At 74.0% G+C, this 26,450-nt stretch carries 17 protein-coding genes; 13 read left to right on the forward strand and 4 right to left on the reverse strand.

Going from position 1 to position 26,450, the window contains the following annotated elements:
- The first annotated feature begins 7 nt into the window (after positions 1 to 7).
- On the forward strand, positions 8 to 2,857 hold the full coding sequence (locus ACZ6W9_RS32010; protein WP_470121092.1) for a glycosyl hydrolase family 95 catalytic domain-containing protein: 2,850 nt from the start codon (positions 8 to 10) through the stop codon (positions 2,855 to 2,857).
- 41 nt (positions 2,858 to 2,898) lie between these two features.
- On the opposite strand, the gene ACZ6W9_RS32015 is transcribed toward ACZ6W9_RS32010, so the two are convergent.
- The gene (locus ACZ6W9_RS32015; RefSeq protein ID WP_362940131.1) at positions 2,899 to 3,636 is read right to left on the reverse strand and encodes a FadR/GntR family transcriptional regulator; all 738 of its coding nucleotides are present in this window, start codon (positions 3,634 to 3,636) and stop codon (positions 2,899 to 2,901) included.
- 328 nt (positions 3,637 to 3,964) lie between these two features.
- Here ACZ6W9_RS32015 and ACZ6W9_RS32020 point away from each other — a divergent pair, with 328 nt between their 5' ends.
- Genes ACZ6W9_RS32020 through ACZ6W9_RS32035 form a run of 4 tightly spaced genes read left to right on the forward strand, consistent with a single transcriptional unit; the run spans position 3,965 to position 8,398 of the window.
- The gene (locus ACZ6W9_RS32020) at positions 3,965 to 5,332 is read left to right on the forward strand and encodes an ABC transporter substrate-binding protein (protein WP_389967422.1); all 1,368 of its coding nucleotides are present in this window, start codon (positions 3,965 to 3,967) and stop codon (positions 5,330 to 5,332) included.
- A 1-nt stretch (position 5,333) separates the two neighbouring features.
- The gene (locus tag ACZ6W9_RS32025) at positions 5,334 to 6,263 is read left to right on the forward strand and encodes a carbohydrate ABC transporter permease (protein ID WP_362940125.1); all 930 of its coding nucleotides are present in this window, start codon (positions 5,334 to 5,336) and stop codon (positions 6,261 to 6,263) included.
- Positions 6,264 to 6,267: 4 nt separating this feature from the next.
- A complete protein-coding gene (locus ACZ6W9_RS32030; RefSeq protein ID WP_389967419.1) occupies positions 6,268 to 7,179 on the forward strand; it encodes a carbohydrate ABC transporter permease in 912 nt (303 codons plus the stop codon).
- A gap of 28 nt (positions 7,180 to 7,207) precedes the next feature.
- Positions 7,208 to 8,398: a mandelate racemase/muconate lactonizing enzyme family protein gene (locus ACZ6W9_RS32035; RefSeq protein WP_389967416.1), complete on the forward strand. Its 1,191-nt coding sequence runs from the start codon at positions 7,208 to 7,210 to the stop codon at positions 8,396 to 8,398.
- Positions 8,399 to 8,406: 8 nt separating this feature from the next.
- On the opposite strand, the gene ACZ6W9_RS32040 is transcribed toward ACZ6W9_RS32035, so the two are convergent.
- Positions 8,407 to 9,198 carry a FadR/GntR family transcriptional regulator gene (locus ACZ6W9_RS32040; RefSeq protein ID WP_389967413.1) on the reverse strand — a complete coding sequence of 264 codons (792 nt, stop codon included), beginning with the start codon at positions 9,196 to 9,198 and terminating at the stop codon, positions 8,407 to 8,409.
- 310 nt (positions 9,199 to 9,508) lie between these two features.
- On the opposite strand from ACZ6W9_RS32040, the gene ACZ6W9_RS32045 reads away from it, so the two are divergent.
- Positions 9,509 to 10,558, forward strand: coding sequence for a LacI family DNA-binding transcriptional regulator (locus ACZ6W9_RS32045; RefSeq protein WP_389967407.1), 1,050 nt, complete (start codon positions 9,509 to 9,511; stop codon positions 10,556 to 10,558).
- Here the strand turns inward: ACZ6W9_RS32045 and ACZ6W9_RS32050 are convergent.
- Positions 10,521 to 12,980, reverse strand: coding sequence for a beta-glucosidase (locus tag ACZ6W9_RS32050; RefSeq protein WP_470121096.1), 2,460 nt, complete (start codon positions 12,978 to 12,980; stop codon positions 10,521 to 10,523). The genes ACZ6W9_RS32045 and ACZ6W9_RS32050 overlap by 38 nt on opposite strands.
- A gap of 56 nt (positions 12,981 to 13,036) precedes the next feature.
- On the reverse strand, positions 13,037 to 14,419 hold the full coding sequence (locus tag ACZ6W9_RS32055; protein ID WP_389967401.1) for a glycoside hydrolase family 10 protein: 1,383 nt from the start codon (positions 14,417 to 14,419) through the stop codon (positions 13,037 to 13,039).
- 1,025 nt (positions 14,420 to 15,444) lie between these two features.
- Here ACZ6W9_RS32055 and ACZ6W9_RS32060 point away from each other — a divergent pair.
- The 7 genes from ACZ6W9_RS32060 (at position 15,445) to ACZ6W9_RS32090 (ending at position 26,256) form a co-directional block, all read left to right on the forward strand.
- Complete coding sequence (locus ACZ6W9_RS32060; protein WP_470121098.1) at positions 15,445 to 17,340, forward strand: hypothetical protein; 1,896 nt, start codon at positions 15,445 to 15,447, stop codon at positions 17,338 to 17,340.
- Positions 17,333 to 19,315: a TOMM precursor leader peptide-binding protein gene (locus tag ACZ6W9_RS32065; RefSeq protein ID WP_470121100.1), complete on the forward strand. Its 1,983-nt coding sequence runs from the start codon at positions 17,333 to 17,335 to the stop codon at positions 19,313 to 19,315. Before ACZ6W9_RS32060 ends, ACZ6W9_RS32065 begins: the two co-directional genes overlap by 8 nt.
- 69 nt (positions 19,316 to 19,384) lie before the next feature.
- Positions 19,385 to 21,004: a SagB family peptide dehydrogenase gene (locus ACZ6W9_RS32070; RefSeq protein WP_470121102.1), complete on the forward strand. Its 1,620-nt coding sequence runs from the start codon at positions 19,385 to 19,387 to the stop codon at positions 21,002 to 21,004.
- 68 nt (positions 21,005 to 21,072) lie between these two features.
- Positions 21,073 to 21,249 carry a thiopeptide-type bacteriocin gene (locus ACZ6W9_RS32075; protein ID WP_362940094.1) on the forward strand — a complete coding sequence of 59 codons (177 nt, stop codon included), beginning with the start codon at positions 21,073 to 21,075 and terminating at the stop codon, positions 21,247 to 21,249.
- Between the two features lie 242 nt (positions 21,250 to 21,491).
- Complete coding sequence (locus tag ACZ6W9_RS32080) at positions 21,492 to 24,107, forward strand: lantibiotic dehydratase (protein ID WP_470121104.1); 2,616 nt, start codon at positions 21,492 to 21,494, stop codon at positions 24,105 to 24,107.
- A complete protein-coding gene (locus ACZ6W9_RS32085; protein ID WP_389967385.1) occupies positions 24,104 to 25,105 on the forward strand; it encodes a lantibiotic dehydratase C-terminal domain-containing protein in 1,002 nt (333 codons plus the stop codon). Before ACZ6W9_RS32080 ends, ACZ6W9_RS32085 begins: the two co-directional genes overlap by 4 nt.
- Entirely contained in the window at positions 25,093 to 26,256 is a 1,164-nt protein-coding gene (locus ACZ6W9_RS32090; RefSeq protein WP_470121106.1) for a thiopeptide maturation pyridine synthase, read from the forward strand. The genes ACZ6W9_RS32085 and ACZ6W9_RS32090 overlap by 13 nt, the downstream gene beginning before the upstream one ends.
- Positions 26,257 to 26,450: the final 194 nt, after the last annotated feature.

Here is a 26,450-nt window from a genome sequence, read left to right on the forward strand (position 1 = left end):
AAGTGAGATGTCCGAGTTATCGCGAAGGAAGCTGCTGTGGTACGGCGCGGCCGGAGCCGGAGCCGCGATGCTGCCGTTCCAGTGGACGGCGACCGCGCGGGCCGCGTCGGCGGCTCCCCCGGAGGTCCGCGCCGCGAACGACCTGGCGCTGTGGTACGACGGAAGCGCCGGCACCGACTGGCTGCGCGCCCTCCCGATCGGCAACGGCCGCCTGGGCGCCATGGTGTTCGGCAACGTCGACACCGAGCGGCTGCAGCTCAACGAGGACACCGTCTGGGCCGGCGGGCCGTACGACCAGAGCAACACCAGGGGCGCGGCGGCGCTGGGGCAGATCCGGCAGCTGGTCTTCCAGAACCAGTGGAGCCAGGCCCAGAGCCTGATCGACCAGAACATGCTCGGCAGCCCCGCGGGCCAGCTCGCCTACCAGACCGTCGGCAACCTGCGGCTCGCCTTCGGCGGCACGAGCGGCGTCTCGGAGTACAACCGCCTCCTGGACCTGACCACGGCCACCACGGCGGTGTCGTACCTGCAGAACGGCGTGCGGTACCGGCGCGAGGTGCTCGCGAGCGCGCCGGACCAGGTGATCGCCATCCGCCTGACCGCCGACAGGCCCGGCTCCATCACGTTCAGCGCGACGTTCGACAGCCCCCAGCGGACGACGCGTTCCAGCCCGGACGGCCGGACGGCGGCGCTCGACGGCGTCTCGGGCGACTTCGAGGGCAAGACCGGCTCGGTCAGGTTCCTGGCGCTGGCCAGGGCCGTCGCCGACGGCGGCACCGTCACCAGCTCCGGCGGGACGCTCCGGGTGTCCGGCGCCGACAGCGTGACGGTGCTGGTCTCCATCGGGTCCAGCTACGTGGACTACCGGAACGTCGGCGGCGACTACCAGGGCATCGCGCGGCGGCACCTCGACGCCGCCACCGGCAGGACCTACGACGACCTGCGAGGCCGGCACGTCACCGACCACCAGCGGCTGTTCGGCCGCACGACCCTCGACCTCGGCCGCACCGCCGCGGCCGACCAGCCGACCGACGTGCGGATCGCGCGGCACGCGAACACCGACGACCCGCAGCTGTCGGCGCTGCTGTTCCAGTACGGCCGGTACCTGCTGATCTCGTCCTCGCGTCCGGGCACCCAGCCCGCCAACCTGCAGGGCATCTGGAACGACTCCCTGACCCCGTCGTGGGATTCGAAGTACACCATCAACGCCAACCTGCCGATGAACTACTGGCCCGCCGACACCACGAACCTGGCGGAGTGCTACGAGCCGGTGTTCAAGATGATCGACGATCTCACGGTGACCGGCGCCCGCACGGCGCGGGTGCAGTACAACGCCGGCGGCTGGGTGACCCACCACAACACCGACGCCTGGCGGGCCACCTCCGTCGTCGACGGCGCGCTGTGGGGCATGTGGCAGACCGGCGGCGCGTGGCTGGCCACCATGATCTGGGACCACTATCTGTTCACCGGCGACGCCGGGTTCCTCCAGAAGTACTACCCGGCGATGAAGGGCGCCGCGCAGTTCTTCCTCGACACGCTCGTGGAGGAGCCGAGCCTCAAGTACCTGGTCACGAACCCGTCGAACTCCCCGGAGCTGCCCCACCACTCGGGTGCCAGCGTGTGCGCCGGCCCGACGATGGACAACCAGATCCTGCGCGACCTGTTCAACGGCTGCGCCCAGGCGAGCCAGGTCCTCGGCGTCGACGCCGACTTCCGGACCCGGGTGCTGGCCGCCCGGGACCGGCTGCCGCCGATGAAGGTCGGCTCGCGCGGCAACATCCAGGAGTGGCTGTACGACTGGGTCGAGACCGAGCAGAACCACCGGCACATCTCCCACCTGTACGGCCTGCACCCCAGCAACCAGATCACCAGGCGCGGCACCCCCTCGCTGTACAACGCCGCGCGGCGCACCCTCGAACTGCGCGGCGACGACGGGACCGGCTGGTCGCTCGCCTGGAAGATCAACTACTGGGCGCGGATGGAGGAGGGCAACCGGGCGCACACCCTGATCCGCCTCCTGGTGACGACGGCCCGGCTCGCGCCGAACATGTTCGACCTGCACCCGCCGTTCCAGATCGACGGCAACTTCGGCGCCACCTCCGGCGTCGCGGAGATGCTGCTGCAGAGCCACAACGGCGAGCTGCACGTGCTGCCGGCGCTGCCCACGGCCTGGCCGGGCGGGAAGGTGCAGGGGCTCCGGGGCCGCGGCGGCTACACCGTGGGCGCGACGTGGAGCTCCGGCGGAGCCACCGAGATCCTCGTCGCGTTCGACCGGGACGGCACGGTCAACGTGCGCAACCGGATGTTCACCGGGACCTACGAGGTGGTCGACGCCGCGACCGGCGGCGCCGTCACCGTCACCAAGCCCGAGGCGGACGTCATCAGGCTGACCGGCCAGGCCGGCCGCACCTACCGCGTGACCGGGTCCGCCGGCCCGGCGCCGTCGGCCTACGTGCGGATCGCCAACGTCACCACCGGTCTGGTGCTGGACGGCGGCGGCAGCGTGGCGTCGGGGGCGAACCTCAAGCAGTGGAACCAGGACGGCAGCACGAATCTGCAGTGGCAGCTGGTGGATCTGGGCGGCGGCTGGTTCCGGATCGTCAACCGTACCAACGGCCTGGTGGCCGACAGCTGGGGCAGCACGGCCAACGGCGCGGTGTGCCGGCAGGGCACCTGGAACGGCGGCGACAACCAGCAGTGGAAGCTCACCAATGTGGGCAACGGCCGCTACCAGATCGTCAACCGCGGCACCGGCACCGCCCTGGACGGCATGGGCAACACCACCGCCGGATCCACCGTCGGCATGTGGACCCCGAACAACAGCACCAACAACCAGTGGACCGTCACCGACGTGTGACGGCCGGCGGCCCGCCGGGACCCGGCGGGCCGTCCGCGGGGTCACTCGGAGGAGAAGAGACGTTGCTGGATCTCCCTGCGGTAGTCGTCGAGGGTGTTGTCGACGTGCGCGGCGGCGGCGCAGGCGGCCGCCTCGGGATCACCGGCGCGGATGGCCCGGCAGATGGCCTCGTGCTCCTCGACCGCCTTGGCCGCGTGCCCGCCCATCGAGCCGCGCATCCCGATGATGGTGGACTGCCCCTGCAACCGGCGGGCCTCACGCACCGCGATCTGCAGGAACACGTTGTGCGAGGCCGCGGCGACAGCGGTGTGGAAGGCGTCGTCGCCGTCGTTGAACAGCTCCGCCCGCCCGGTCTCCAGCCCCTGGCGGCACATCCCGGCCGCCTCCTCGATCGCCCGCAGCTCCACCGGCGTGGCGCGGTGGGCGGCCAGCCGGCTCGTCTCCATCTCCTGCGCCCGGCGGAACTCGAACAGCATGTAGACGTGGTCGAGGTCGGCCGGCAGGAAGAACGACGCCCACCGCCCCGTGCCCAGCATCCCCTCACCGTCGGCCACGTACAGGCCGCGGCCCTTCTGCGCCCGCACCCGGCCCAGCGCCGACAGGATCTTCACCGCCTCGCGCACCACGGTACGGCTGGTCCCCAGCTGCGCGGCCAGCTCGTTCTCGGTCGGCATCCGGTCCCCCGGACGCAGGTCCAGCCGGACGATCAGCTCCAGCACCTGCTCCGCGGCCACCTCGTAACCCGGCCGGTATCCGCTCTCACGCGGGGCGTCGGTCACCGTGTTCCCTCTCTCGCGATCCCAGTAAGAAGTATGGCCCCGCAGGCCGCGCCGCTCCCAGGCGGTTCGAGACGTATGACGAGGACAGGCCCGGCCCGGGCGCGGCGGCGGCCGGGGCGGGGGGTCCCGGTGACCGTCGGCGCCGTCGCGGTGACCGGCTGTCGACGTGACGTCATACGAGTCACGCCCGGGGAGCGGCTCCACCTCGTCTGCGGACCCGGAATCCGCCCCGGCCGCACCGAAGACCCTTGCGCACGTAATACGTATGCCATATTTTCTTCCCCAATCCCCCCCGTCGCCAGGTAGCGACAGAACAAAGGACTCCAGCATGTCCCGTTTCACACGCGCCGGACGAGCGGGCCCATGGGTGCGCGCGATCAGCGGCGCGGGAGCATCGGCCATCGCCCTCATCCTGGCCGGTTGCGCCGCCGACGGCGGAACCTCGGCGGGTTCCTACGGCTTCCCGCAGGCCGAGCAGGACGACAAGGCCCCGATCACCGTCTGGGTGGACTCCGACCGGGTGGGCGCGGCCGACGCCTTCAAGAAGGCCAACCCCGGCGTGAAGATCGACGTCGTCACGTACGACGGTTCGGCGAACGGCTCCAACTCGTTCCGGACGAAGATCCAGCTCTTCGACCGGGCCGGCAAGGGCTGGCCCGACGTGGTGTTCTCGACGCAGAACAACGACGCGGCGTGGGCGAGCCGGAAGAGCAACGGCAAACAGGCGTTCGCGGCCGTGCTGAACGGCGGGCTGATCCCGGACAAGACGCTCGGCTCCTTCACCCAGGGCTCGCTGACCCCGTGCACCGTCGAGGGCAAGGTCCACTGCCTGCGCAACGACCTCGCCCAGGCGGTGCTCTGGTACGACAAGAGCCTGCTCGACGAGTTCGGCTACTCCGTACCCACCACCTGGGAGGAGTACCAGGCGCTCGGTGAGAAGGCCGCCAAGGAGCACCCCGGCTACATCGTGGGCACCACCGGGGACCCCTGGACCCCGGAGGTCTACTTCTGGGGCAGCAAGTGCCAGGCCAACGGCATCACCGGCCCCGCCTCGGTGACGGTCGCCACCGGCACCACGGAGTGCAGGCGGGCAGCGTCGATGCTCGACGTCCTGATCAGGAACGGCACCACGCCCAACGTGAGCGTCTTCACCCCCGAGTTCGTGAAGAAGTACTCCGGCAAGGTGCTCGTGATGCCGGGCCCGGCGTGGTACGCGGGCGCCATCTTCAACAACCCGCAGTCGCTCGACGTCCCGGCCGGCCGGCTCGGCGTCGGCGCGCCGCCGGCGTGGCAGGGCGACGGCGCCGTGACCGGCAACGTCGGCGGCGGCACCTGGTTCGTCAGCAGCCATTCCAGGAACCTCAAGGCTGCCGCGAAGTTCGTCGAGTTCGTCACGACGGCCGACGACTACCAGGTGAACGTCGCACCCGGATACCCGGCCTACGCCCCCGCCGCGGACAAGTGGGTCAAGAAGCAGGAATCGAGCGGCTACTACGCCACCGACCTGCAGGCGCTGATCAAGGCGGGATCGCAGATCTGGAGCGGATGGGGCTCCGGGATCTTCAGCCAGGAGGCGATCTGGGCCAAGACGGTCACCCCCGCCATCGCCGAGGGCAGGAGCCTGGTCGATCTGCTCCCCGAGTGGGAGACCGCGATCAAGAACCAGGCCCAGGTCAACGGCTACACGGTCAAGTGACGTGACAGCCGTGAACGAGGCCGCCCGCGCGGTGACCGCACCCCGCGAGCGGCGGGGTGACCGCGGGCGCGCCGACCGGAGCGCGATGAGCTACGGCTTCGTCGCCGTCTACGCGGTGCTGGTGGCCGCGTTCGGCGTCCTTCCCGCCCTCTACGCCGTCTACCTCGCGTTCACCGACGGCGACGGCGGCTTCGCGGGGCTCGCCAACTTCACCAGGGTCGTGGGCGACTTCCGCTTCCTGCCCGCCGTCGCGCACGTCTCGCTCTACCTGGTGATCTGGCTGGTGGCCCTGGTGGTGCTGGTCTCGTTCCTGGCCCTCGTCGTGCACACGATCCGGGTGCGCCTGCTGAGCCGGGCGCTCCGCCTCGTCTTCTACCTGCCCGGGGCCCTCGCGGGCGCGTCGAGCGTGCTGCTCTGGCTGTTCGTGCTCGACCCGGCCGCGAGCCCGGTCAGCGGCCTGCTCCACCTGCTGGGCTTCTCCAGCTTCGTGCAGGTCATCGTGCCGGCGAACCTGCCCCCGGTGTTCGCGATCATCGCGTTCTGGACCGGCGCGGGCGGCTGGGTCGTCATCATGTACGGCGCGCTCAACAACATCAGCGCCGACGTCATCGAGGCCGCGCGCATCGACGGCGCCACCACCGCGCAGATCGCCTGGCGCGTCCAGCTGCCGCTGCTGCGCAAGTGGATCTCGTACATGGGGATCATGTCGCTCGCCGCCGGCACGCAGCTGTTCGTCGAGCCGCAGTTGCTCTCGCAGGCCAGCAACGCGGTCGTGCCCAACGACTACTCCCTCAACCAGCTCGCCTACCAGTACGCGTTCCAGCAGGACGACTTCAACGGAGCGGCGGCGATCTCCCTGCTGCTGCTCCTCATCGCCCTCGCGCTGTCGGCCGTCTTCGTGACGCGCGGCGGCCTGTTCGAGAGGGACTGAGACCATGACGAGAACGGACATGGGCCGGGCCGCGGAACGCCGCGACGGCCTCAGCGGCTGGAGCGGCCGGACGATCATCGCGGTCGTGGTCGCGGTCTTCGTGCTGTTCTTCGCCGTACCGATCGTCTGGCTGCTGCTGGCGACGACGAAGTCGGCACGCGGGCTCATCGTCGGGAACCCGTTCCGGCCCGGCGGCCTCGGCGACCTGGCCGCCAACTGGGACCAGCTGTTCGGCTTCCAGGACGGCGCGGTGACCGCGTGGGTGGGCAACTCGGCGCTGTACGCCCTGGGCGCGCTCGTCATCACGCTCGTCGCGAGCATCCCGGCGGGCTACGCGATGGCCCTGACGGAGTTCCGGTTCCGGCGGCTGCTCCTGGTGCTGACGCTGATCGTCATGCTGATCCCGAACACCGCGCTGGTGCTGCCGATCTTCCTGGAGCTGAACGCGGCGGGTCTGATCGGCAGCCCGCTGTCGGTGATCCTGCCGATGTCGTTCTTCCCCTTCGGGGTCTACCTCACCTACATCTACTTCTCCACCAGCGTGCCGCGCGACCTGCTGGCGGCGGCGCGCCTGGACGGATGCAGCGAGGCCCAGGTGTTCGGGAGGGTCGCGCTGCCGCTGGCCGCGCCGATCGTCGCCCTGGTCGCGTTCTTCAGCTTCGTGCAGAACTGGAACAACTTCTTCCTGCCCTTCGTGATGCTGCCCTCCAGCGAGGGGTATCCGATCCAGGTCGGCCTGACCTCCCTGCTCGCCTCGACCCCGGCGTTCAACCCGAGCTCCGCGGGGGCCCAGTCCGTTCAGTTGCCCACGCTCGCGCTCGCGACCGTCGTGTCGGTGCTGCCGGTGCTGGTCGTCTTCCTTTTCTCCCAGCGCTTCCTGGTCGCGGGCATGACGGCCGGAGGCACCAAGGAGTGAGTCGAATCCCTGCCACGAAGGAGTACCAGTGAAGGTCACCGGCTACCGCAGCCTGACGACGGCGCACGACTGGGGCCGGCCGATCGGCGACGCCAACGGCGTCATGCCGGGGCCGCACACCGACGTGCACGTGCTGATCCTGGAGACCGACGGCGGCCTCGAAGGCGTCGGGCTCGGGGCGCACGGCGACATCGACCGCGTCTTCGGCGCCGTCGAGGGCGAGGACCCGCGGGCCGTCCCGGCGCTCTACGACCGGATGATCGACCGGGTCTTCAAAACCGGTCACTCGGGTGCGACCTTCGGCGCGATCGGCGCGATCGACATGGCGCTCTGGGACCTCAAGGCGAAGGCGGCCGGCGAGCCGCTCTGGCGCACCCTCGGCGGCCGTGACCGGTTCGTCCCCGGCTACGCCTCCGGGCTGGACATCGCACTCGACGACGACGCCCTCGTCGGCCTGTACGAGCGCTTCGCGGACCGGGGTTTCAGCGCCGGAAAGCTCAAGGGCGGCCGGGACCTCGGGCACGACCTGCGGCGGCTGGGGGCGTTGCGGGACGTTCTCGGGCGCAACTCGGCCCACCCGGCCCTCATGTTCGACGCCAACGAGTCGTGGAACCGCTCACAGGCCGTACGGTTCGTCTCGGCGCTGGAGCGCGTGGTGGACCTCGCCTGGATCGAGGAGCCGGTGCGCAGGTGGGACGCGGCCGGGCTCGCCGCGGTCCGGCGGGGCATCCGCGCCGGGGTGGCGACCGGGGAGAACCTCACCGGTCTGGAGCAGTACCGGCCGCTGCTGGACGCCGACGCCGTGGACGTCGTCCAGGTGGGCAACGTGTGGGGCATCACGCACTTCCTGCGGGTGGCCGCGGTGGCCCACGGCCGCGACCTGCCCGTGAGCCCGGTGGCGTACCACGCCAACCCGGTGGCGCACGCCGCCGTGGCCGTCCCGAACCATCTGGCGTTCGAGGTCCAGGACCTCTCGGCTCCCATCGGGCTGGAGGTCGACCAGGAGTTCCAGGACGGCGGGATCGTCCTCGGCGACGAGCCGGGGCTCGGCATCCGGGTGGACGAGGAGCACATCCGCGCCGTGCGGGCCGCCGACCCGCCGGCCGCGACCGCCGGGCCCCATGTCCGCCCCGGCCGGGCGGGCCTGCGTCTCGTCCCGGACGACCACTGGAACGGCCACCGGGACGACCGCGCCGGCGTGCCCGCGCGCGCCCGGTGAGCGCCGTCTCAGGGGGCGGTCCCGCCCCTCGCCCCGCGTACGGCGGGGCGGCGCCTGGCCCATGAGCCCGCTATGTGGACGCGCATCGCGGCCGCGGCTCCCAGGGCGTCGCCCTGGAGGATCATCGACTCGATCTGCCGGTGCTCGGCGAGCGACTGGGCGAGTTCGTCCCCGTCGGGGTCGCCGTTGTACCGGCTCGACAGCCGCGCCTTGGCGTGGATGCCGTGGATGATCGCGTGACCGAGACGGTTGCCGGAGACGATCATGATCATCTCGTGGAAGGCGACGTCCTCCGCGGCGTAGCGCGGCGGGTCGTGCAGGCTCGCCGCGAGGACGTCCGCCTGCCTGCTCAGCGCCTCGGCCTGGGCCGGTGTGATCACGCGCGCGCACTGCGCCGCCATGTCGCACTCGAGGGCCGCCCGGACGTTGACGAGGTCGTCGAGGATGGACAGGTCGCTGTCGTGCCGGATCTGCGCCTCCAGGACGAGGGGGTCCAGCAGGTTCCAGCCGATGGGCTCCAGAACCCGGGTCCCCCGGCCCGGGACGGCTTTGACCAGTCCCTTCGCCTCCAGGAGCTTGGCCGACTCGCGGACCACCGTCCGGGAGACGCCGAACTCCCGGCACAGCTCGGGCTCGGTCGGGAGCACGGCGCCCACGGGGTAGGCCCCCGACACGATGCGGTCGACGAGGGAGGCGACGACGGTGTCGCCCAGCCGCCGGGGGCGCCGGGGCCCGGGGGCCTCCAGTGGGTCGCCGGAGGCGTTGGCGGCGCGGTCGGATGTGGAGAACGCGGCGGTCACCGGGCCTCCTGGAGGGTCGTCACGTCTCAAGTGTACGGGCTCACGTATACGTAATTCGTATTATGTACATCCTCGACCGGTGATCACCTGTGAACCCCGGTCGAGCGCCTCGCGCAGCCTGCCGGACGGTGCCGCGCCGTCGCCGCCGTGGACGTGGCAGGGCCGGCCGTTGACCAGGTTGCGGGCGGCCATCGCGCCGCGCCGACGGCCTCCCCGCCGTCGGCGCGGATGCCAGAATGTCCCTGGAGAAGGCCGGGCGGGCCCGGCGGACGGCGACGCGCGGGCTCGCCGTCGACGAGGAAGGGCGAATGTGACGGACAACCGATCGGACGAACCCGCGGCCGACGAGCAGAGCTCACAAGGCGGCGGGCCGGGATCGGTCACCATCGCCTACATCGCCGAGTCCGCCGGGGTCTCGGTCCCCACCGTGTCGAAGGTGCTCAACGGCCGCTCGGGGGTGTCGGCCCAGACCCGTGCCCGGGTCGAAGGACTGATCAACCGGTACGGCTACCGCAAGCCCGCCTCGAGCAGCCGGAACAACATCGTGGAACTGGTGTTCCGCGAGCTGGAGAGCATGTGGGCCGTGGAGATCATCCGCGGGGTCGAGCGGGTGGCCCGCAAGAACCGCGTCGGGGTCATGGTCTCGGAGTTCGGCCTCCACGACTCGTCGCCCATGTCCATCGACGACACGGTCGGACGCCGTCCCCGGTGCGTCCTGTCGGTGGCGCAGCTCTCACCGGAGGAGCGCGACCAGCTGACGGCGAAGGGCATCCCGTTCGTCGTCTTCGACCCGAGCGAAGAGCTTCCGGACGACGTGCCGTTCGTGGGCGCCACCAACTGGAGGGGCGGCCGGTCCGCGACCCGGCACCTGATCGAGCTGGGGCACAGCCGAATCGCCATGATCAGCGGTCCGGACCACCCGTTCTGCCGTGCCCGGGTGGCGGGCTACCTCTCCACGCTGGTCGAGGCCGGTCTGCCCGCCGACTCCGCCCTCGTGGTCCGCACCCTGCTCACCCGCGAGGACGGCCGTACCGCGGCGCTCGGCCTGCTCTCCCGGCCCGACCGGCCCACCGCCGTCTTCACGGCGAACGACCTGCAGGCGCTCGGTGTCTACCAGGCCGCCCGCGAGCTGGGACTGTCCATCCCCGGGGATCTGAGCGTGGTGGGCTTCGACGACCTGCCGGTCGTGGCCTGGGTCGACCCGCCCCTGACCACGGTTCACCAGCCGCTGAGCGAGATGGCGGCCGCCGCGACCGAACTGGCGCTGTCCCTCGGGCGGGGTGAGGAGATAACGCAGGTCGGCCTGGAGATCGCGACCACCCTCACGGTCCGGGGAAGCACGGCTCCGCCGAAGCGCTGAGCCCTTCGACGCGGGCGGGCGTGGTCAGGCGGCGGTCCGCGCCGAGGACGACGGTCTCGCCGGTCAGCAGGACCTCGGCCCGCAGGGGGCGGTCGGCGGCCGAAGGACCGGCGGTCAGCTCGATCACGCCCGGCTCGACGACGCGGCGCAGGTCGGGGCCGGTGTAGGAGAAGGCGTCCGCCGGCACGTCGAAGACCACCTCGGCCGTCCGGCCCGGTTCGAGCGCCACGCGCGCGAAACCGACGAGCTGCGCGACCGGCCGGGCCACCCGCGCGACCGGGTCGGAGGCGTACAGCTGCACCACCTCCTCTGCGGGCCGGTCGCCGTCGTTGGCGACCGTCACCCGGGCCTGGACGACCCCGTCCGTCGGGCAGGCGGGCGCTGCGACGGTGAGCGCGCCGTACCGGACGGCGGTGTACGACAGGCCGTGCCCGAAGGGGAACGCCGGTGTCGGGTCGAGCACGGACACGCCGTCCGTCCGCAGGCCCAGCGGCGCCTGGAGGTAGGTCGAGGGGTTGACGGAGGGCGAGGCCGGCACCTGCACGGGCAGGCGGCCCGAGGGGTTCACCCGGCCGCTGAGCACGCCGGCGACGGCCGGGCCGCCCTCCACTCCGGGGAAGAACGCCTGGACGGCGGCGGCGACCCTGTCCCTGTAGGCGCCCAGCGCGTACGGCCGTCCGGACACGACGACCAGGACGACCGGTGTCCCGGTGGCCAGGACGGCCTCGGCGAGCTCCGGCTGGACGCCGGGCAGGCGCAGGTCGGCGGCGTCGCACCCCTCGCCGGAGGTGCCGTCGCCGAACAGCCCGGCCCGGTCACCGACGAACAGGAGCACGAGGTCGGACGCGGCGGCCAGGGCGGCGGCCCCGGCGATCCCCGAGGTGTCGTCGCCGGACACCTCCGCGCCGCGCGCGTACCCCAGCTCCGCATCCGGGAACTCCGACGCGAGGCTCTCCCGGATGGTCGCGACGGGCAGGCCCATCCCGTGGCCGGGGAAGCGGCCGAGCACGTGGTTGGGGAAGGCGTAGCAGCCGAGCAGGGTCCGCGGGTCGTCGGCGCACGGGCCGACGACGGCGATCCGCGCGGTCGTCCCGGCGTCGAGGGGCAGGACCCCGGCGGGATTGCTCAGCAGCACGACGGACCGCTCGGCGAGGGCGCGGGCCAGGTCACGGTTGCGGGGGCCGTCCAGGTCGGCGGCGCCGGCGTCCTCCGGGACGAGGGGCGCGTCGTCCAGCAGGCCCAGCTCGACCTTCTGCCGCAGCACCCGGCGCACCGCCTCGTCGACCAGCGACTCCTCCACCCGGCCGGCCCGCACCCGCTCCACCAGGCGGGCGCCGTAGCAGACCGTGTCGGGAAGCTCCACGTCGATGCCCGCGCGCAGCGCGATCGCGCCGGCGTCCGCCTCATCCTCGGCGACGCGGTGCATCGTGGCGAGGAACGGAACCGCCCAGTAGTCGGCCACCACCGTGCCGTCGAACCCCCACCGGTCGCGCAGCACCCGCCGGAGCAGGTCCGGGTCGGCGGCGACCGGCACGCCGTCGACGTCGGCGTAGGAGTTCATCACCGACCGGGCGCCGCCCTCGCGGATCGCCGTCTCGAACGGCGGAAGGATCACGTCGGCCATCTCCCGGGGGCCGATGCCGGCCGGGGCGTGGTTGCGGCCCGCCCGGGAGGCGGAGTACCCGGCGAAGTGCTTGAGCGTCGCGATGATCCCGGCGCCCTCCAGGCCGCGCACGTAGGCCGCGCCGATCTGCCCGACGAGGTAGGGGTCCTCGCCGAGCGTCTCCTCCACCCGGCCCCACCGGTGGTCGCGTACGACGTCGAGGACCGGCGACAGGCCCTGGTGGACGCCGGCCGAGCGCAGGTCCTCCCCGATGGCCCGGGCCATCCGCTCGACCAGGGCGGGGTCGAAGGCGGCGGCCCAGGCCAGCGGCGTGGGGTAGGCGGTCGCGCCGTACGTCGCGAACCCCGTCAGGCACTCCTCGTGCGCGATCGCGGGGATGCCGAGCCGGTTGGCGGCGACCACCCGCTCCTGGAGCCTCCGCAGCCGGGCCGCGCCCTCGGCCGGGCTGACGGGGCTCGTGCCGTAGACCCGGGTGAGGTGCCCGATGCCGCCGCGGATCCGCTCGTCCAGATCGACGTCGTCCTGGGCGAACCGGTCCTGCAGCGGGGCGACGTTCCCGGCGGTGTTCCCGGCGGTGTTCCCGGCGGCCGCCTCCTGGCCGGTCGCCGGGACGCCCGGCCAGGCGGTCCCCTCGTCCGCCGCCCCGGGGCCGGCGGACGGAGGGTTCAGCCAGACGGATCCGAGCTGGGCGACCTTCTCCTCCAGCGTCATCTCGGCCAGCAGGGCCTCCACACGCTCACCGGCTGGCAGTCCGGCGTCCCGCCAGGGCGCGGTGCTCGGGGCGTCCACGGATGTCATCTCGCTCTTCTCCTCGGGTCCCGTTCCTCAGGTCCTGTCACTCGGGTCCTGTCCCCTCAGGGTCTGTCGCAGGCGATGTCGGACGGGACGCGGTTGGCGCCCGCGGAGGAGCCCAGGAACCCGAACGAGGTGGACGCGCCCGCGCCGAGTGCGCCGTTGTAGCCCGCGTTGCGGACCCTGACCGACGACCCGGTGGTCGTCGCCTCGCCGTTCCACAGGTTGGCGATCCTCTGGCCGTCGGGGAAGGTCCAGGTGACGGCCCAGCCGCCGAGCGGGCCGGAGGAGGTGTTGCGCACCGTGACCTCGGCGGTGAACCCGCCCTGCCACTGGCTCGTCACCCTGTAGGACGCCGAGCACGTGCCCGTGCCGGGCGTCGGGGAGGGCCCGCCCGTGCCGCCCAGCGCGGCGGCGATCGCGTGGTAGGCCGGCTTCTTGGCGTAGTTCTCGTCGTACGGCAGGGCCGCGCCCTGGCCGGGGAAGACGGACGGCACCCAGGACTGCCTGTCGCTGAAGTCCCAGACGGTGATGCCCACGCACCGGGAGACCGCCAGGCACGCCTTGACGACCGCGCTGTAGTCGCCGGCCTGCTGGGTGTCCTTGGCGTCGGTGCGGGGCAGGTCCATGCGGATGTCGAGCTCGGTGACGGCCACGTCCACCCCGAGGTCGGCGAAGCGCTGGATGTTGCGCTGCATCGTGGCGGGAACCTGCCCGAGGATCAGGTGGGCCTGCATGCCGACGCCGTCGATGGGGACGCCCTGCTGTTTGAACGACTTCACCATCTCGTAGACGGCGTCGCTCTTCGGGCCGACGCCTTCGATGTTGTAGTCGTTGTAGTAGAGCTTGACGTTCGGGTCGGCGGCCCGCGCCGCCTTGAACGCCTCGGCGATGTAGCCGTTTCCGATCTTCTGCTGGAACACGGTCTGCCGCCGGGAGCCGTCCTCCTCGAACGCCTCGTTGACCACGTCCCAGTGGACGACCCGGTTCCTGAAGTGGGTGACCTCGTCGGTGATGTGGTCGCGCATCACGCCCGGAAGCCGGTCGGCGGGCACGGCGGCGACCCAGTCGGGCAGCTGGTTGTGCCAGACGAGGGTGTGACCGCGGACGGTCTGGCCGTTGGCCTCGGCGAGGGCGACGATGGCGTCGGCCTGCTCGTAGTCGAACCGGCCCTGAGACGGCTCGGTGTACTGCCACTTCATCGTGTTGCCGACGGTGAGCTGGCCGAACTCGCTGCTCAGGATCTGCTTGTAGGCCGTGTCGGACAGGTGGGGGTTGTCGGTGGCCGAGCCGAAGTACCGGCCCTTGGCGGCCGCCAGCTGTCCGAGCGTGGAGTCCGCGTGAGCCGGCGCGGTCAGGGCGCCGGCGCACAGGACCGCCGCGGCCGCCGCGAACCCGGCGGTGAGCCCGGCCGTACGGCGTCCGGAGTGGGGGGTGCGTTCCATGCGTGCTCCTAGGGGTCGGCGCCGGGACCGCGGCGAATGAGGTCACCTGAGGGGCACGGCCCCTCCGGGCGCGCTCGGGGCCGCGGCGCCGGCGGGACCGCGCCGAAAAATGATCTTCAGTGGGTTTCCGGCGCCCTGCGGATCGTTAACTCGGAACCCTAGGTGCGAGCCCTGGACCCGTCAATAAACTTTCGTAGTACTAATGAAAGTTTCAGAGCACCTCGGAGCGGTCCCGGCGTCGGCCCGCAACCGTGACCGCGACGGGAGGGCCGGCCCGGCCATCCGGAACGCCACAGCCGCCCACCGGCGCGCAGATCGCGTACGACCCCGGGAATCGGGCGATCCGCAGTGCAGAGCCCGCGGTTCCGGCCGCCTCACGGGATCCCCCTCCGTCGCCGCCGGACACGCCCGGGTCACGGGCCGGAACTCTGGCCGACGGCGAAAATTTTCGGCCGGCTTCCCCTCCGGGCGCCCGCCGACGCCGTCGGGGGGGGGGGGGGGGGGGGGGGGGGGGCGGGCGCGCGCCCCCCCCCCCCCCCCCCCCCCCCCCCCCCCCCCCCCCCCCCCCCCCCCCGCCGCCCCCCCCCCCCCCCCCCCCCCCCCCCCCCCCCGGCCGTCACGCGGGACGGCCTCCCCGGAGGCCGACGCCCCTTCAGGACCCCACGTCCGCCGGGCACGACTCCGGGGCCCCGCGGAGGACGGGGGCGACCGCCGGATCCGACATCGCGCCGGGCCCGGGACGCGTTCCCATGCCGCCGCCGATAAATACACGCCGTATTCCATATAACGGCTTTCCTGAATCACCCGGCAGCCGCACAGGAATGGTCGCACTCCGTAATCACATTGCCGGGAATCGCGGGATTCTACACAGAAACGACGACTTAAAAAAGAGGAATATGTGCTTTACATAACCGGAATCGGATTTTAACATCGGCTTCATGGGAGCGCTCCCACACACCGATTCAGCCATGAGACCTCGACTACGGGACGACGTTCGCTTCGTCGAATGCCCGGACGGAGTCCACGTGCAGAGCGACTACGGATCGTGCACGTTCCGGGGCCGTCAGGCGCACGCCTGGCTCAGCAGACTGGCTCCCGCGCTCACCGGGGAGCACACCCTGGCGGAGCTGACCGCACCGCTTCCCGACGACAAGCGCGACATGGTCGAGGGCCTGGTGCGGCGGCTGGCCGAGCAGCGGTTCGTCGTGGACGCCCGGCAGGCGCGCCCCCACGGCCTGAGCGAGGCCGAGCGGCGCACGTACGCGGAGGAGATCGCCTTCATCGGCTACGCGCTCGACTCCCCCGAATGGCGGTTCGAGCGGCTCCGCCGCTCCCGGCTGGTGCTGGCGGGAGACGGCCCGCTGCCGATGTCGCTGCTCCAGGCGTGCGCCGGGTCGGGCTGGCGGCGGATCACCGTGGCCTGCTCGGACACCGCCTCGGTCACCCGGGCCGCGGACGCCGCCCGCCGCGACCCCGAGCAGGAGATACGCGTCGTCGCCGCCGGCGCGCTGCCCGATGTGATCAGCCGGGACGCGGACGTCCTCCTCCAGGTCGGCACGGACACCGGCGCCCTCGTGGCGGGTGCCCGCGCCTGCGAGGAGGCGGGCGTCGTCGTGGGCCAGGCCCTCGTCCATGCCACGGAGGTGTGGCTCAGCCGGGTGGGCAGACCATCGGCGACGTCCGTGGAGTCGGGCTGGCACCGCCTGACCGGGCTGCCCGCGGCGACCCCGCCCCACTCCGGCGAGGACTTGCTCGTGGGCCCGGTGCCCCCGGTGATCGCCTCTATGCTGACGCTGGCCTGCTTCTCCCATCTGACCGGCCTCGACGCCACCGGCGCCGGCACCGAGCCCGAACTCACCCGGGTCGACCTGCGCAACCTCGACGCCGTCCCGCACCGGTTCGCCCCCCACCCTCACGCGGCGGCCGGTACGGCCCGCGGCGCCGAGGCGGCGCGGGCCGCGGTGGAGTCGCTGGCGTCGGGAGCGCCGGTGGAGGCCGGTGAACTGCTGGAGAAGGCCGCGCGTGTGGTCGATCCCCGGCTGGGGATCCTCGGCACGCTGGACGAGCAGGGACTCTCGCAGACCCCGCTGTCGGTCTGTCAGGCCACCGTCTCCGATCCGTTCGGTGCGCTGCCGCGCTGGGCGCCGCCCCCTCAGGTCGTCGGCTGGGGCGAGGACCGGCGGTCGGCGCGTCTGCGCTGCCTGCTGGCCGCGCTCGCCACCTACGGCGTCCTCGCGGCGGCCGGCCGGGCCGGCGACGTCCTGTGGGGCGTGGAGCTGCCGGGCGGCCGGCCGCGCACGGTGCCGGCGGCGTCCCTCCGGCTCACCGGCGCCACCGGCGCGCTGCGCGCCCCCGACGGCGCGGGGGCCGGCCTGAGCTGGGCGCAGGCGGTCGCGGCCGGGCTGCGCACCCACTGCGAGACCCTGCTGGCCGGCCGGACGGCCGAGGGCCCGGCCGCGGAGACGCACGTGCCGCCCGCCCTCGCATCCGCCCTCACCTCAGCCCTTCCCGGCGGCCCCGGGACGGAGACGGCGGCGCGGCAGCTCGCACTGGCCGGTGAACCGCCGGACGTCCGCGAGCGCACGTCCGTCCTGGGCGTGCCCGCCCATTCCCTCACCGTCCCGGGCATCGCCCCCGGCGGGCCGGTCCTCGTGTCCGCGGCCGGCACGGCTCCCGACTCCCTGCGGGAGGGACTGGAACGGCTGCTGCTCCGCGTCCAGGCCCGGACCACGGGACAGAGCGCGTACGCGTCGGCCCGGCCGCTGTGGGCTCCCCCGGGTGACGCCGCGGAAGCCGTACGGGTGATGACGGGCGCGCTTCGGGCGGCGGGCGCGGTGCCGGTCGTGGTGCCGCTCGACCACGACCCCGCGGCGGCCGGGCTGCTCCCCTACGTCGCACAGGTCGTGCTCCTCGATGACTGAGACCTCGATGACCGGGACCCCGCCGCCGGCCGCCCCCGCCGGACCGCCGGGCCCCGTGAGCGTGCTGGGGACGGGCAGGCTGCACGCCGCGATCAGCGCGGCCCTGGCCGCCGCCGGGTCCGCCGGCCCCGGCGGCGTGATCGTCGTCGCGAGCGACGCCGACGACGTGCGGCCGTACCCCTCGGTGGCGCGGCGCGCGGCCGGGCGGGGCGTGCCGTGGCTGCCGGTCCGGGTGGACGCCGGCTGGGTGCTGGCCGGTCCGGCGGTGCGCCCGTCCTGTCCGGGCTGCCCGACCTGCGTCACCCGGCGCCGGAGGGGCAACCGGTCCGACGCGATCGGACGCGACGCGCTGCGCGAGCGGTACGGCGCGGAGCTGGACAGCAGGCCCTCCTCCCTCCTCATCCCGCTGGTCGCCAAGACGGTCGCCGCGCTGGTGGCCGACGAAGTGGACCGCCTGCGGAGCGATCCCGGGTCCGCCCGGACCGCGGGCGCGCTGCTGCGGATCCATGTGCCGACCGGCACGGTACGCCGCCACGCCTTCCTGCCCGACCCGCTGTGCCCGGACTGCGGCGCCCGGCCGGACGACGGGCCCGAGGCCGGCCGTTACGTCCCCGCGCCGGCGCGGAAACCGCATCCGGGAGCCTTCAGGGTGGGCGGCATCGGCGGCAGGGCCGCGGAACTGGAGAGGCGGTTCGTGGACGCCGAGACCGGGATCGTCCAGGCCCTGGTCACGGAGGAGCGCGGCGGCGGCGCGATGGCCGTCGCCCGGCTCAGCCCCGCCAGGACCGCGCACGAGAGCCACCACGGGTACGGCCGCAGCGACGACTTCGCCTCGGCGCGGGCGACCGCGGTGGCCGAGGCCCTGGAGCGGATCGCCGGCATCCACCCGCGCGGGCGGCGGACCGCCGTACGCGCCGCGTACGCCGACGTCGCCGACCGGGCGATCGACCCGAGGACGCTGGGCCTCTACCCCGACGACTGGTACGACCGGCCGGGCTTCTGGTTCACCCGCTTCCACCCGGAACGGCCCACGGCGTGGGTGTGGGCGTACTCGTTCCGGCGCGACGAACCGGTTCTGGTGCCGGAGAGCTACGCCTACTTCGGTCCCCGGCCGGCGGACGACCTGGGGTTCGCCTACGAGTGCTCCAACGGGTGCGCCCTCGGCGGTCACCCCGCCGAGGCGATCCTGCACGGCCTGCTGGAGGTGGGCGAGCGGGACGCCTTCCTCGCCACGTGGTACGCCCGGATGCCCATCCCGCGCGTCGACCTGGCGTCGGCGGCCGACCGGCGCGTCCCCATGCTCGCCCAGCGCGTACGGGACCGGCTGGGCTACGACGTCCACGCGTTCGTCGCCATGCTGGAGCAGCGGGTTCCGGTGTTCTGGGTGATGGCCGTCGACGCGACGGGCCGGCCCGGCCGCCCGCGCGCGCTGTGCGGAACCGCCGCCGGCCTGGATCCGGAGCGGGCGCTGCGGCGGGCGCTCGACGACCTCGGCCCGATGCTGGAGGGGCACGTCGAACGGTACGACCCGGCCGAGGCGGCCCGGCTCGCGGCCGACCCGGACGAGGTCCGGCTCCTGGAGCACCATCCCCTGCTGTACGGCCATCCGGAGGCGGCCGGACGTCTGGACTTCCTGCCGGTCCGCGGGCCCGCGCTGACGGTCGCGGAGGTGACGGCACGACTCGCGTGGCCCGAGCACGACGACCTCACGGCGGACCTCGCGGAGCTGGCCGGGCGGTACCTGGCGAGCGGCCTGGACGTGGTCGCCGTCGACATCACCTCCCCCGAGGCCCGCGCCGCCGGATTCTCCTGCGCCAAGGTGATCGTGCCGGGGGCGATGCCGATGACGTTCGGCCACCGGTACCGGCGCACCCACGGCCTGCCGCGGCTGCTGTCCCTGCCCCGGCTGCTCGGCCACCGGGACGAGGACCTGCGGCCCGACCAGCTCAACCCCCATCCCCACCCCTTCCCGTGACGACCCCCTCTCCCCCCGGATCCACACGGCCCGATCCGCACGACCGACGAAGGAAGCGAGGCAGACCGGATGCACGGCACCACGACGGCGGACGCGCCCGGTGACGCCACCCGCCGCTACCTGGCCGCGATGCGGAACCGGGGCCCGCTGTCCATCGACTGGGCCAACGCCCCGACCAGGCACAAGCGCTACCCCGGCGCCGAGCGGATCGTCCTGCCCTGGGCCACCCGGGACGACACGCCCCTCGGCCTGCTCGGCGAGCTCCTGCGGGAGCTGCTCGGTCTCGCCAGGCTCGTGTGGCTCCACCGGCTGGACGACGACGGCGCCCCGCTGGGCGGGCCTCCGGCCTTCCTCCTCGGCCGCCCCGCGCCGTCGGGGGGCGGGCTCTACCCGATCGAGGCGTACGTCGCCGCCGGGGAGTCCCGCGTACCCGGGCTCCCCGCCGCGCTGTACCACTACGACCCGGTCCACCACGCGCTGGAGCGCGTGCGGGAGGGCGACCACACCCCGTCGCTCACCGGGCCGCTCGCGGACGCGCCGGCGTCGGACGTCACGCTCGTGCTGTCCGCGGTCTTCTGGCGGTCGATGTTCAAGTACGGCGACTTCGGCTACCGCCTGGTGTGCCAGGAGACCGGCGTGCTCGTCGCCCAGGCGCTCGCCGTCGCCGGGCGGCTGAGCGTGACGGCCCGCGCCCATCTGCGTTTCCCCGACGGGGAGGTCGACCGCCTGCTCGGGCTCGACGGCGTGCGGGAGGCCGCGATGGCCGTGCTCACGCTCACGTCGCTCTCCCCGGCGGGGACGGACGCCCCCGGCGGACCGTCACGACCGGCGGCCATGGGGAGGCCCGGGACGGGAGAAGGACCCGTGGCCGGGGAAGGACCGGTCGCCGGGGAGAGCGCGCCCGTCCCGCTGCCGATGCCCGACGGCCCCGCCTCGGCCCTGCACCGGGCGACCGTGGCCGCCCACCTCCCGTCCGGCTCCCTCCCCCGGCCGCGGCCCCCGGTGGAGGACGGTCCCGCCGTCCCCCTCCCGCAACCGGCTCCCGAGGCGCGCCCGGCGGCGGGGGTGCCGCGGCGCGCCTCCCCACCGGCCGGGTACCGCCCGGTGCCCCTCCGTCCGGACCTGCTCGGCGCGATCCTCGCGGCCGCGGGCGGCGGCTACCCCGCCGACCTGCCCGGAGCCGGGGACGGACCGGTGGCGACTGCCCTCTGCCTGCTGTCGCTGCGCGTGGACGGGCTGCCCCGCGGCGCCTACCGGTACGACCCCGGCCCGCGGACGCTGCGGCGGGTCGCGGGCCCGAACCGCCTGGACGCCCTCACCACCGGGCGCCTGCTGGCCAACACCCGGACCGCCCTGCGCGGGGCGGCCGCCGTGCTCGTGCCGGTGGGCGACCCCCTGGCGGGCGCCGGACCGTACGGCGACCGCTGGTACCGCCTGCAGCAGGCCGAAGCGGGCCTGGTCGTCCAGCGGGCGACGCTGGCCGCCACGGCCCTCGGCCTGGCCGCGCGCATCCACTCCGACGGCGCGAACGACACCACGGACGAGGTGCTCGGGATCGCCGGCACTCCGCTGCGGAGCCTGTCCTTCCTGGCGATGGGCACGCCCCTGACCAGCGGGCCCCTCGTGGCCCGCGGGATCCCGCCCGTCCTGCCCGAGGAGGTGAGGCCCACCCATCCGGTGACGCCGTGACCCGTGGGGTCACGGCCGGTACGGCACGTGAGAAGCGGTTACCTCATTTTCAAGAAGGAGACACATACATGTCCGACAACCTGAAGCTGGACCTGCGCGGCCTCGACGTCGACTCCATCGACGTGCTCTCCGCCGACTCCATCGTGGCGGAGGGCCACGGCGCCGTCGAGACGGGCGCCTCCTCGGCCGCCGGCTACTGCTCGTCCTACCTGTCGGCCACCAGCTGCTGGGCGCCCGAGCTGTAGGACCCGCGACGCCGGGACTGCGAGCCCCGGCGACGATCAGGACCGGTGAGCCCGCGCGGACGCCGGTGAGATGAGCGGGGCCGAGGGCGCCCACCGCACGGGCGCCCTCGGCCTCCCGGCGAACCACACGAGGAGCGCGTTCCTTGACTCATGTCACGCGGACCCATGCGACACGGACTCAAGCGACGCGGGCCGCCGCCGAGGGCGGCGATCCCGTACGGCCCACCGGTCGCGATTATGCCGTGTCCCCGATCTTCGCGGTCCGCGTCGCGGGACTGCCCCTGGCGGGCCTCGACCGGATGCGCTGCACCCGCGCCTGGGAGGTCGTGGACGACATCGCGGACACCTCGGCGTGGCTGCGGCGTGAGGGCGCCGACCTGTCCGGCCCACTGCACGACGTGATCGGGCGGACCGCGGGCGGACCGCTCAGGGCCGGGCTCGTCGCGCTGCGGCGCGCCGTGTTCTCCGGGCGCCGCCCGTCGGCCCGGGCCGCCTCGGCCGAGGTGCTGGCCGCCCTCCCGGAGGAACTCGCCACCCGGGTCCGGGAGTGGACCGCCCGCAGGGACCGCGAGACGGCGCTGCGGGCCGCGCTGCCCGCCGTACTGGCGGAGGAGACGCGGGAGAGGACGGCCCTGCTCCGCTCGGCGGTGGCCGACCCCGGCTTCCGGCACGGGCTCGCCCTGGGCAGCCCGGTGCTGGCCGCCCGCCTCGACGCGTGGCTGGCGGGCCCGGCGGACCGCCCGCCGGACCGGCAGGAGCTGCTGCGGCTGGCCAGGTACGTCGCACGGGCGACCGTCAAGACCAGCCCGTACGCCACGTTCGCCCTCAACGGGCTCGGCCGGTGGACGGAGCGCGGCCCCGCCGTGCGGACCGATGGCGAGCCGTCCTGGCACGTCGTCGCCGAGCTCGACCGGGCGGTCCTGCGCCCGCTGTGGTCCGCGCTCACCCGGCACCGGGCGGTGCGCGAGCGGGCGCGGCTGCGGGTCAACCCCTCCGCCCGCGACGACGGGAGCCGCATCTGGTTCCTCGGTCCGGGCACGGACGAGCCGCTGTCCGGCGTGGCCGCCGGCCCCGATGTGCGGCGGGCCCTCGACTGGGTCCGCGGACACGCCTTCCCCACACTCGCGGAGGCCCCCGGGATCGAGCCCCTGGTCGACGCGGGGCTGCTGGAGCTGCTCCCGCCCTACGACGAGCAGTCGGCCGACCCGGTGGGCGACCTGGCGACCTGGCTGGCCGGGGACGAAGCCCGCGACGGCGTCGGGGACGGCGCGGCGGGCGGCGCCGGGAACGGCGCCAAGGGCCGTGCCGGGAACGGCGCCGAGGGCGGTGCGGCGCCGTACGCGGCCGCGGTCGGGCGGATCGCCGAGACGCTGCGGGAGGCCACGGGGGAGGCGTCCGCGTCCCCGCGGCGGGAGCACGCCGTGGTGCGCGAGGCGCTGGAGGAGGTACTGCCCCCGGAGTCGTCGCTGCCCGACAGGAACCTGCTGTGGCACAGCGCCGTGATCCCCGGCGTCGCGGCCCGGCTGGGCGCGGCCGCCTGGCGGGGGGTGTGCGACGACCTCGACGCCCTACGCCGCCTGCTCGGCCTCTTCGATCCCGACCTGCCCGTCAAGATCGCCGCCACCGCGTTCTTCCTGGACCGGCACGGCCCCGGCACCCGGATCCCCGCCCTGGACCTCTACCGCGAGATCCATTCGGGAGGCCCCGGGGCGGGCGGCGCGGTGCTGCGCGGCATGCTGCGCAACCCCGTGGCCGCCCCGCGCGCCGTGCCCGGCGAGGAGACCCCGGACGGACTGCGCGAGCTGTCGGAGCTGCGGCGGGCGTTCTGGGAGCTGGCGGACGCCGGCCCCTCGCCCGGGGAGAGGGTGGCCGGGGTCGCGCCCGCCCGCCTGGCGGCCATGGCCGCCTCGTGGCCGCGCTTCGTCCAGCCGCCCGGGTCGGTCTGCTGCTACCTGCAGGCCGTACCGGACGGTGCGGACGGCGTGCGGGCGGTCGTCAACTCGGTCTCGGCGGGGTACGGCCGGGGGCTGTCGCGGCTGTACCGGCTGGTCGCGCTGGCCGGAGGGAACGTCCCGCCCGCGGCCGGGCTGCGCGCCGGGCAGGGCGACGTGCTGGTGGCCGAGTGCCGGGGACTGGTGGGCGGCGGGCTCAACGTGCGCCCCGCGACGGCCGACCTGGCCCTGGACCACCCCTTCGCGCACGGGGACGCCGCGCTGCCGGCCCTCTCCCCCGCGGACCTCGTGGTCGGCCACGACCCCGGCCGCGACCGGCTGGCGCTGCTCGACGGGGAGGGCCGTGCGGTCCGGCCGGTCCACCTGGGGATGACCGCGCAGCACTGGCTGCCGCCGTGGCTGCAGTTCCTCGTGCGGGCGTTCGGCGAGCCGTCCACGGCGATGGTGCCCGGCTGGGTGTTCCGCACCCGGGGCGGGGTTCCGGCCGAGGGGGAGGTGGAGCGCTGGCCCCGGATGGACGTCGGGCGGGTCACGGTCGCCCGGGCGGCCTGGCGCCTGCGGGCGGACGGCTTCCCCGTGCCGGCCAAAGGCGAGGACGAGGCCGCCTACCTGCCGCGGCTGGCCGGGTGGCTGGCGCTGCACGGCGTGCCCCGCCGCTTCTTCGCGCGGGTGGTCGGGCTCGGGGAGGGTCTCCTGGTCGGGCTGCTGAGCAAGGACCGCAAGCCGATGTACGTCGACGTGACCGACCCGCTGCTGCTGACCGGGTTCCTGCGTTCGCTGCGCGACCCCGGCGCGCTGGTGGTGCTGGAGGAGGCCCTGCCCGACCCCTCCGACGCCCCCCTGTACGGCGACGGCAGACGGGTCACCGAGTACGTCGTCCAGCTCTCGGCGGGGACGGCCCGGTGACGGCGCCGCGGCCCGACGCCGGCGACCGGTGGGTCAGCGCCCACCTGTTCCACTCCGGTGACCTCGACGCCCTGGTGACCGGCGTCGTGGACCCCGTGGTGCGGGAGCTCACGGCGGACGGGACGCTGCGCGGCCACTTCTTCCTCCGCTACTGGGAGGGCGGCCAGCACGTGCGGCTGCGCCTGGGGGTGCCCGACCCCTCGCGGGCGCCGCGCGTCCGCGGCCTCGTACGGGAGCGGGCGGCGGCCCACTTCGCCGCGCATCCCTCTCCCCCGGTCGACCCGGAGGCGTACCGCGCCTTCGCGGCGGCCGTCGCGAGGGGTGAGCGGCGCGAGCGGTACGACGACCGGCTGCGCCCGGCGGACTCGGTGGAGTTCATCGCCTACCCGCCCGAACACGCCGCCTACGGCGACGCCGCGTGCGTCGCCGCCGCGGAGCGGCACTTCACGGTGTCCAGCGCGCTCGCGCTCGACGTGCTGGCGGCCGGCACGCCGATGGAGCGGCGCGCCGCGATCGGCCTCGCCGCGCTGACCATCGCGCTCGCGGCGTGCGAGCCCGACCTGCCCGCCGCCGCGCACGCGTTCGCCCGGGCGGCGCGGGAGGCGGGCCGGCGACCCGAGATCCCCGGCGGGCAGGACGACTGGCTGCGCCGCAGGGAGGCGCTGCTCGCCCAGACACGCAGGCTGTGGGACCTTCCCGAGCCCGGGGGCCTGCTCGGCACGTGGACGTCGTCCGTGCGCGCCCTGCGCGAGGACCTCGCCGCACTGCACGCCGCGGGCAGGTGCGAGCCGTCCGACCCGGGCTCCCCGCACGCGTTCCTCGCCCTGGCGGCGCAGCCCGGGCACCGCACGGTGCCGCTGATCCTGATGCGTTGCGCCCACCTGTTCTGCAACCGGCTGGGGCTGCGCGCCGGGACCGAGCACCACGTGTCCTTCCTCCTCGCCCGTGTCCTCACCGACCTCGCCGGCGTCGCCGGCTCCCGGAGGTGGTCCCCCTGACCGGCTCACCCGCCCAAGCCGCCCCCGCGACCTGGCACTGCGTCCACGTCCACTACCACGCTCCCGACAAGGACGGCCTGCTGCTCGACGCCGTACGGCCGCTGCTCGACGGGCTGCGCGGCCGGGTGGAGGCGGCGTACGTGCTGCGCCACTGGAGGCAGGGCCCCCACCTGCGGATCAACGTGAAGGCGGCGCCGCGGGTCTGGGAGGAGGTGGTGCGCCCGAGGATCGACGAGGTCGTCGGGGCCTACCTGCGCGAGCATCCCTCCACGGTCCGGCTCGACCCGGACGAGAGCCTGGCCAGGCACCGCCTGCTCGCCGTACGCGAGCAGGAGCACGGGCCGCTCACGCCGTGGCCGCCCGACAACTCCATCCGCGACGCGCCGTACGACTCCCGGCGCCACGTCCTCGGCAGCGACGAGGCGGTGGAGCTGCTCACCGCCTTCTACGCCGACAGCACGCCGCTGCTGTTCGCCATGCTCGACCACGTGCGGGCGGGTCACGACGGCAGGCAGGGTCTCGCGCTGAACCTCATGCTGACCGTCGCGCACACCTCGCACCCCATCACCCGCAGCTACCTCTCGTTCCGGATGCACGCGGAGGGGTTCATCACCTGGGCGGCCGATCCCGCGGCCACGCGGGACGCCTTCGAACGCGACTTCCGGGAGCGGCGCGAAGCCCTGACGGCGCGGGTGCGGGACGCGGTCGCCGCGCTCGACGACCCGGCGGCCCCGCCCGTCCCGTTCGTACGGGAGTGGGCCGCACTGCTGGAGCGCTACCGCGTCCGGGCGGGCGAGCTCATGGACGACGGCCGGCTGTCCCAGCCGATGACCAGGCCGGGCGAGGCGTTCGAGGCCCGGCTCGGCGACCTGCCCGTGCCGCGGCGGGAGCCGAGCGAACTGCAGCGCCTGATCTTCGACAGCCCGGCCTACCACGAGGAGGTCTTCGCCGACCCCGCGTTCCTGCGCTACCGGGTGCTGCTCAACTACACGTACCTGCACCTCACGCGGATGGGCCTGACCCCGCTCGACAGGTTCCGGATGTGCCACCTGCTGGCGGACGCCGTCGAGGACGCCTACGGGTTGTCCGCCCTCGACGCGCTCCGCCGATTCGCCGCGGCGCGGGAGCCCGCTGGCGGGGACGACCGGTGATCGGTGAGCGTCGTGCGGACGGCGCTGAAGGGCGGCGAACCGGCGGAGCGCGTCGCGGATCGGCGGAGCACGATCGGACCCGCCTTGGCCGCCTGGCACAGCCCATAAGGCGGAGATGACGACCTACTGGCCATGGTAGTGTTTATCTCGCGCCGAGAGGAGCGGGACGGGGAGACCGGTCTGGCACCTCAGAG

It is taken from the genome of Streptosporangium sp. NPDC053982, from assembly GCF_055585205.1.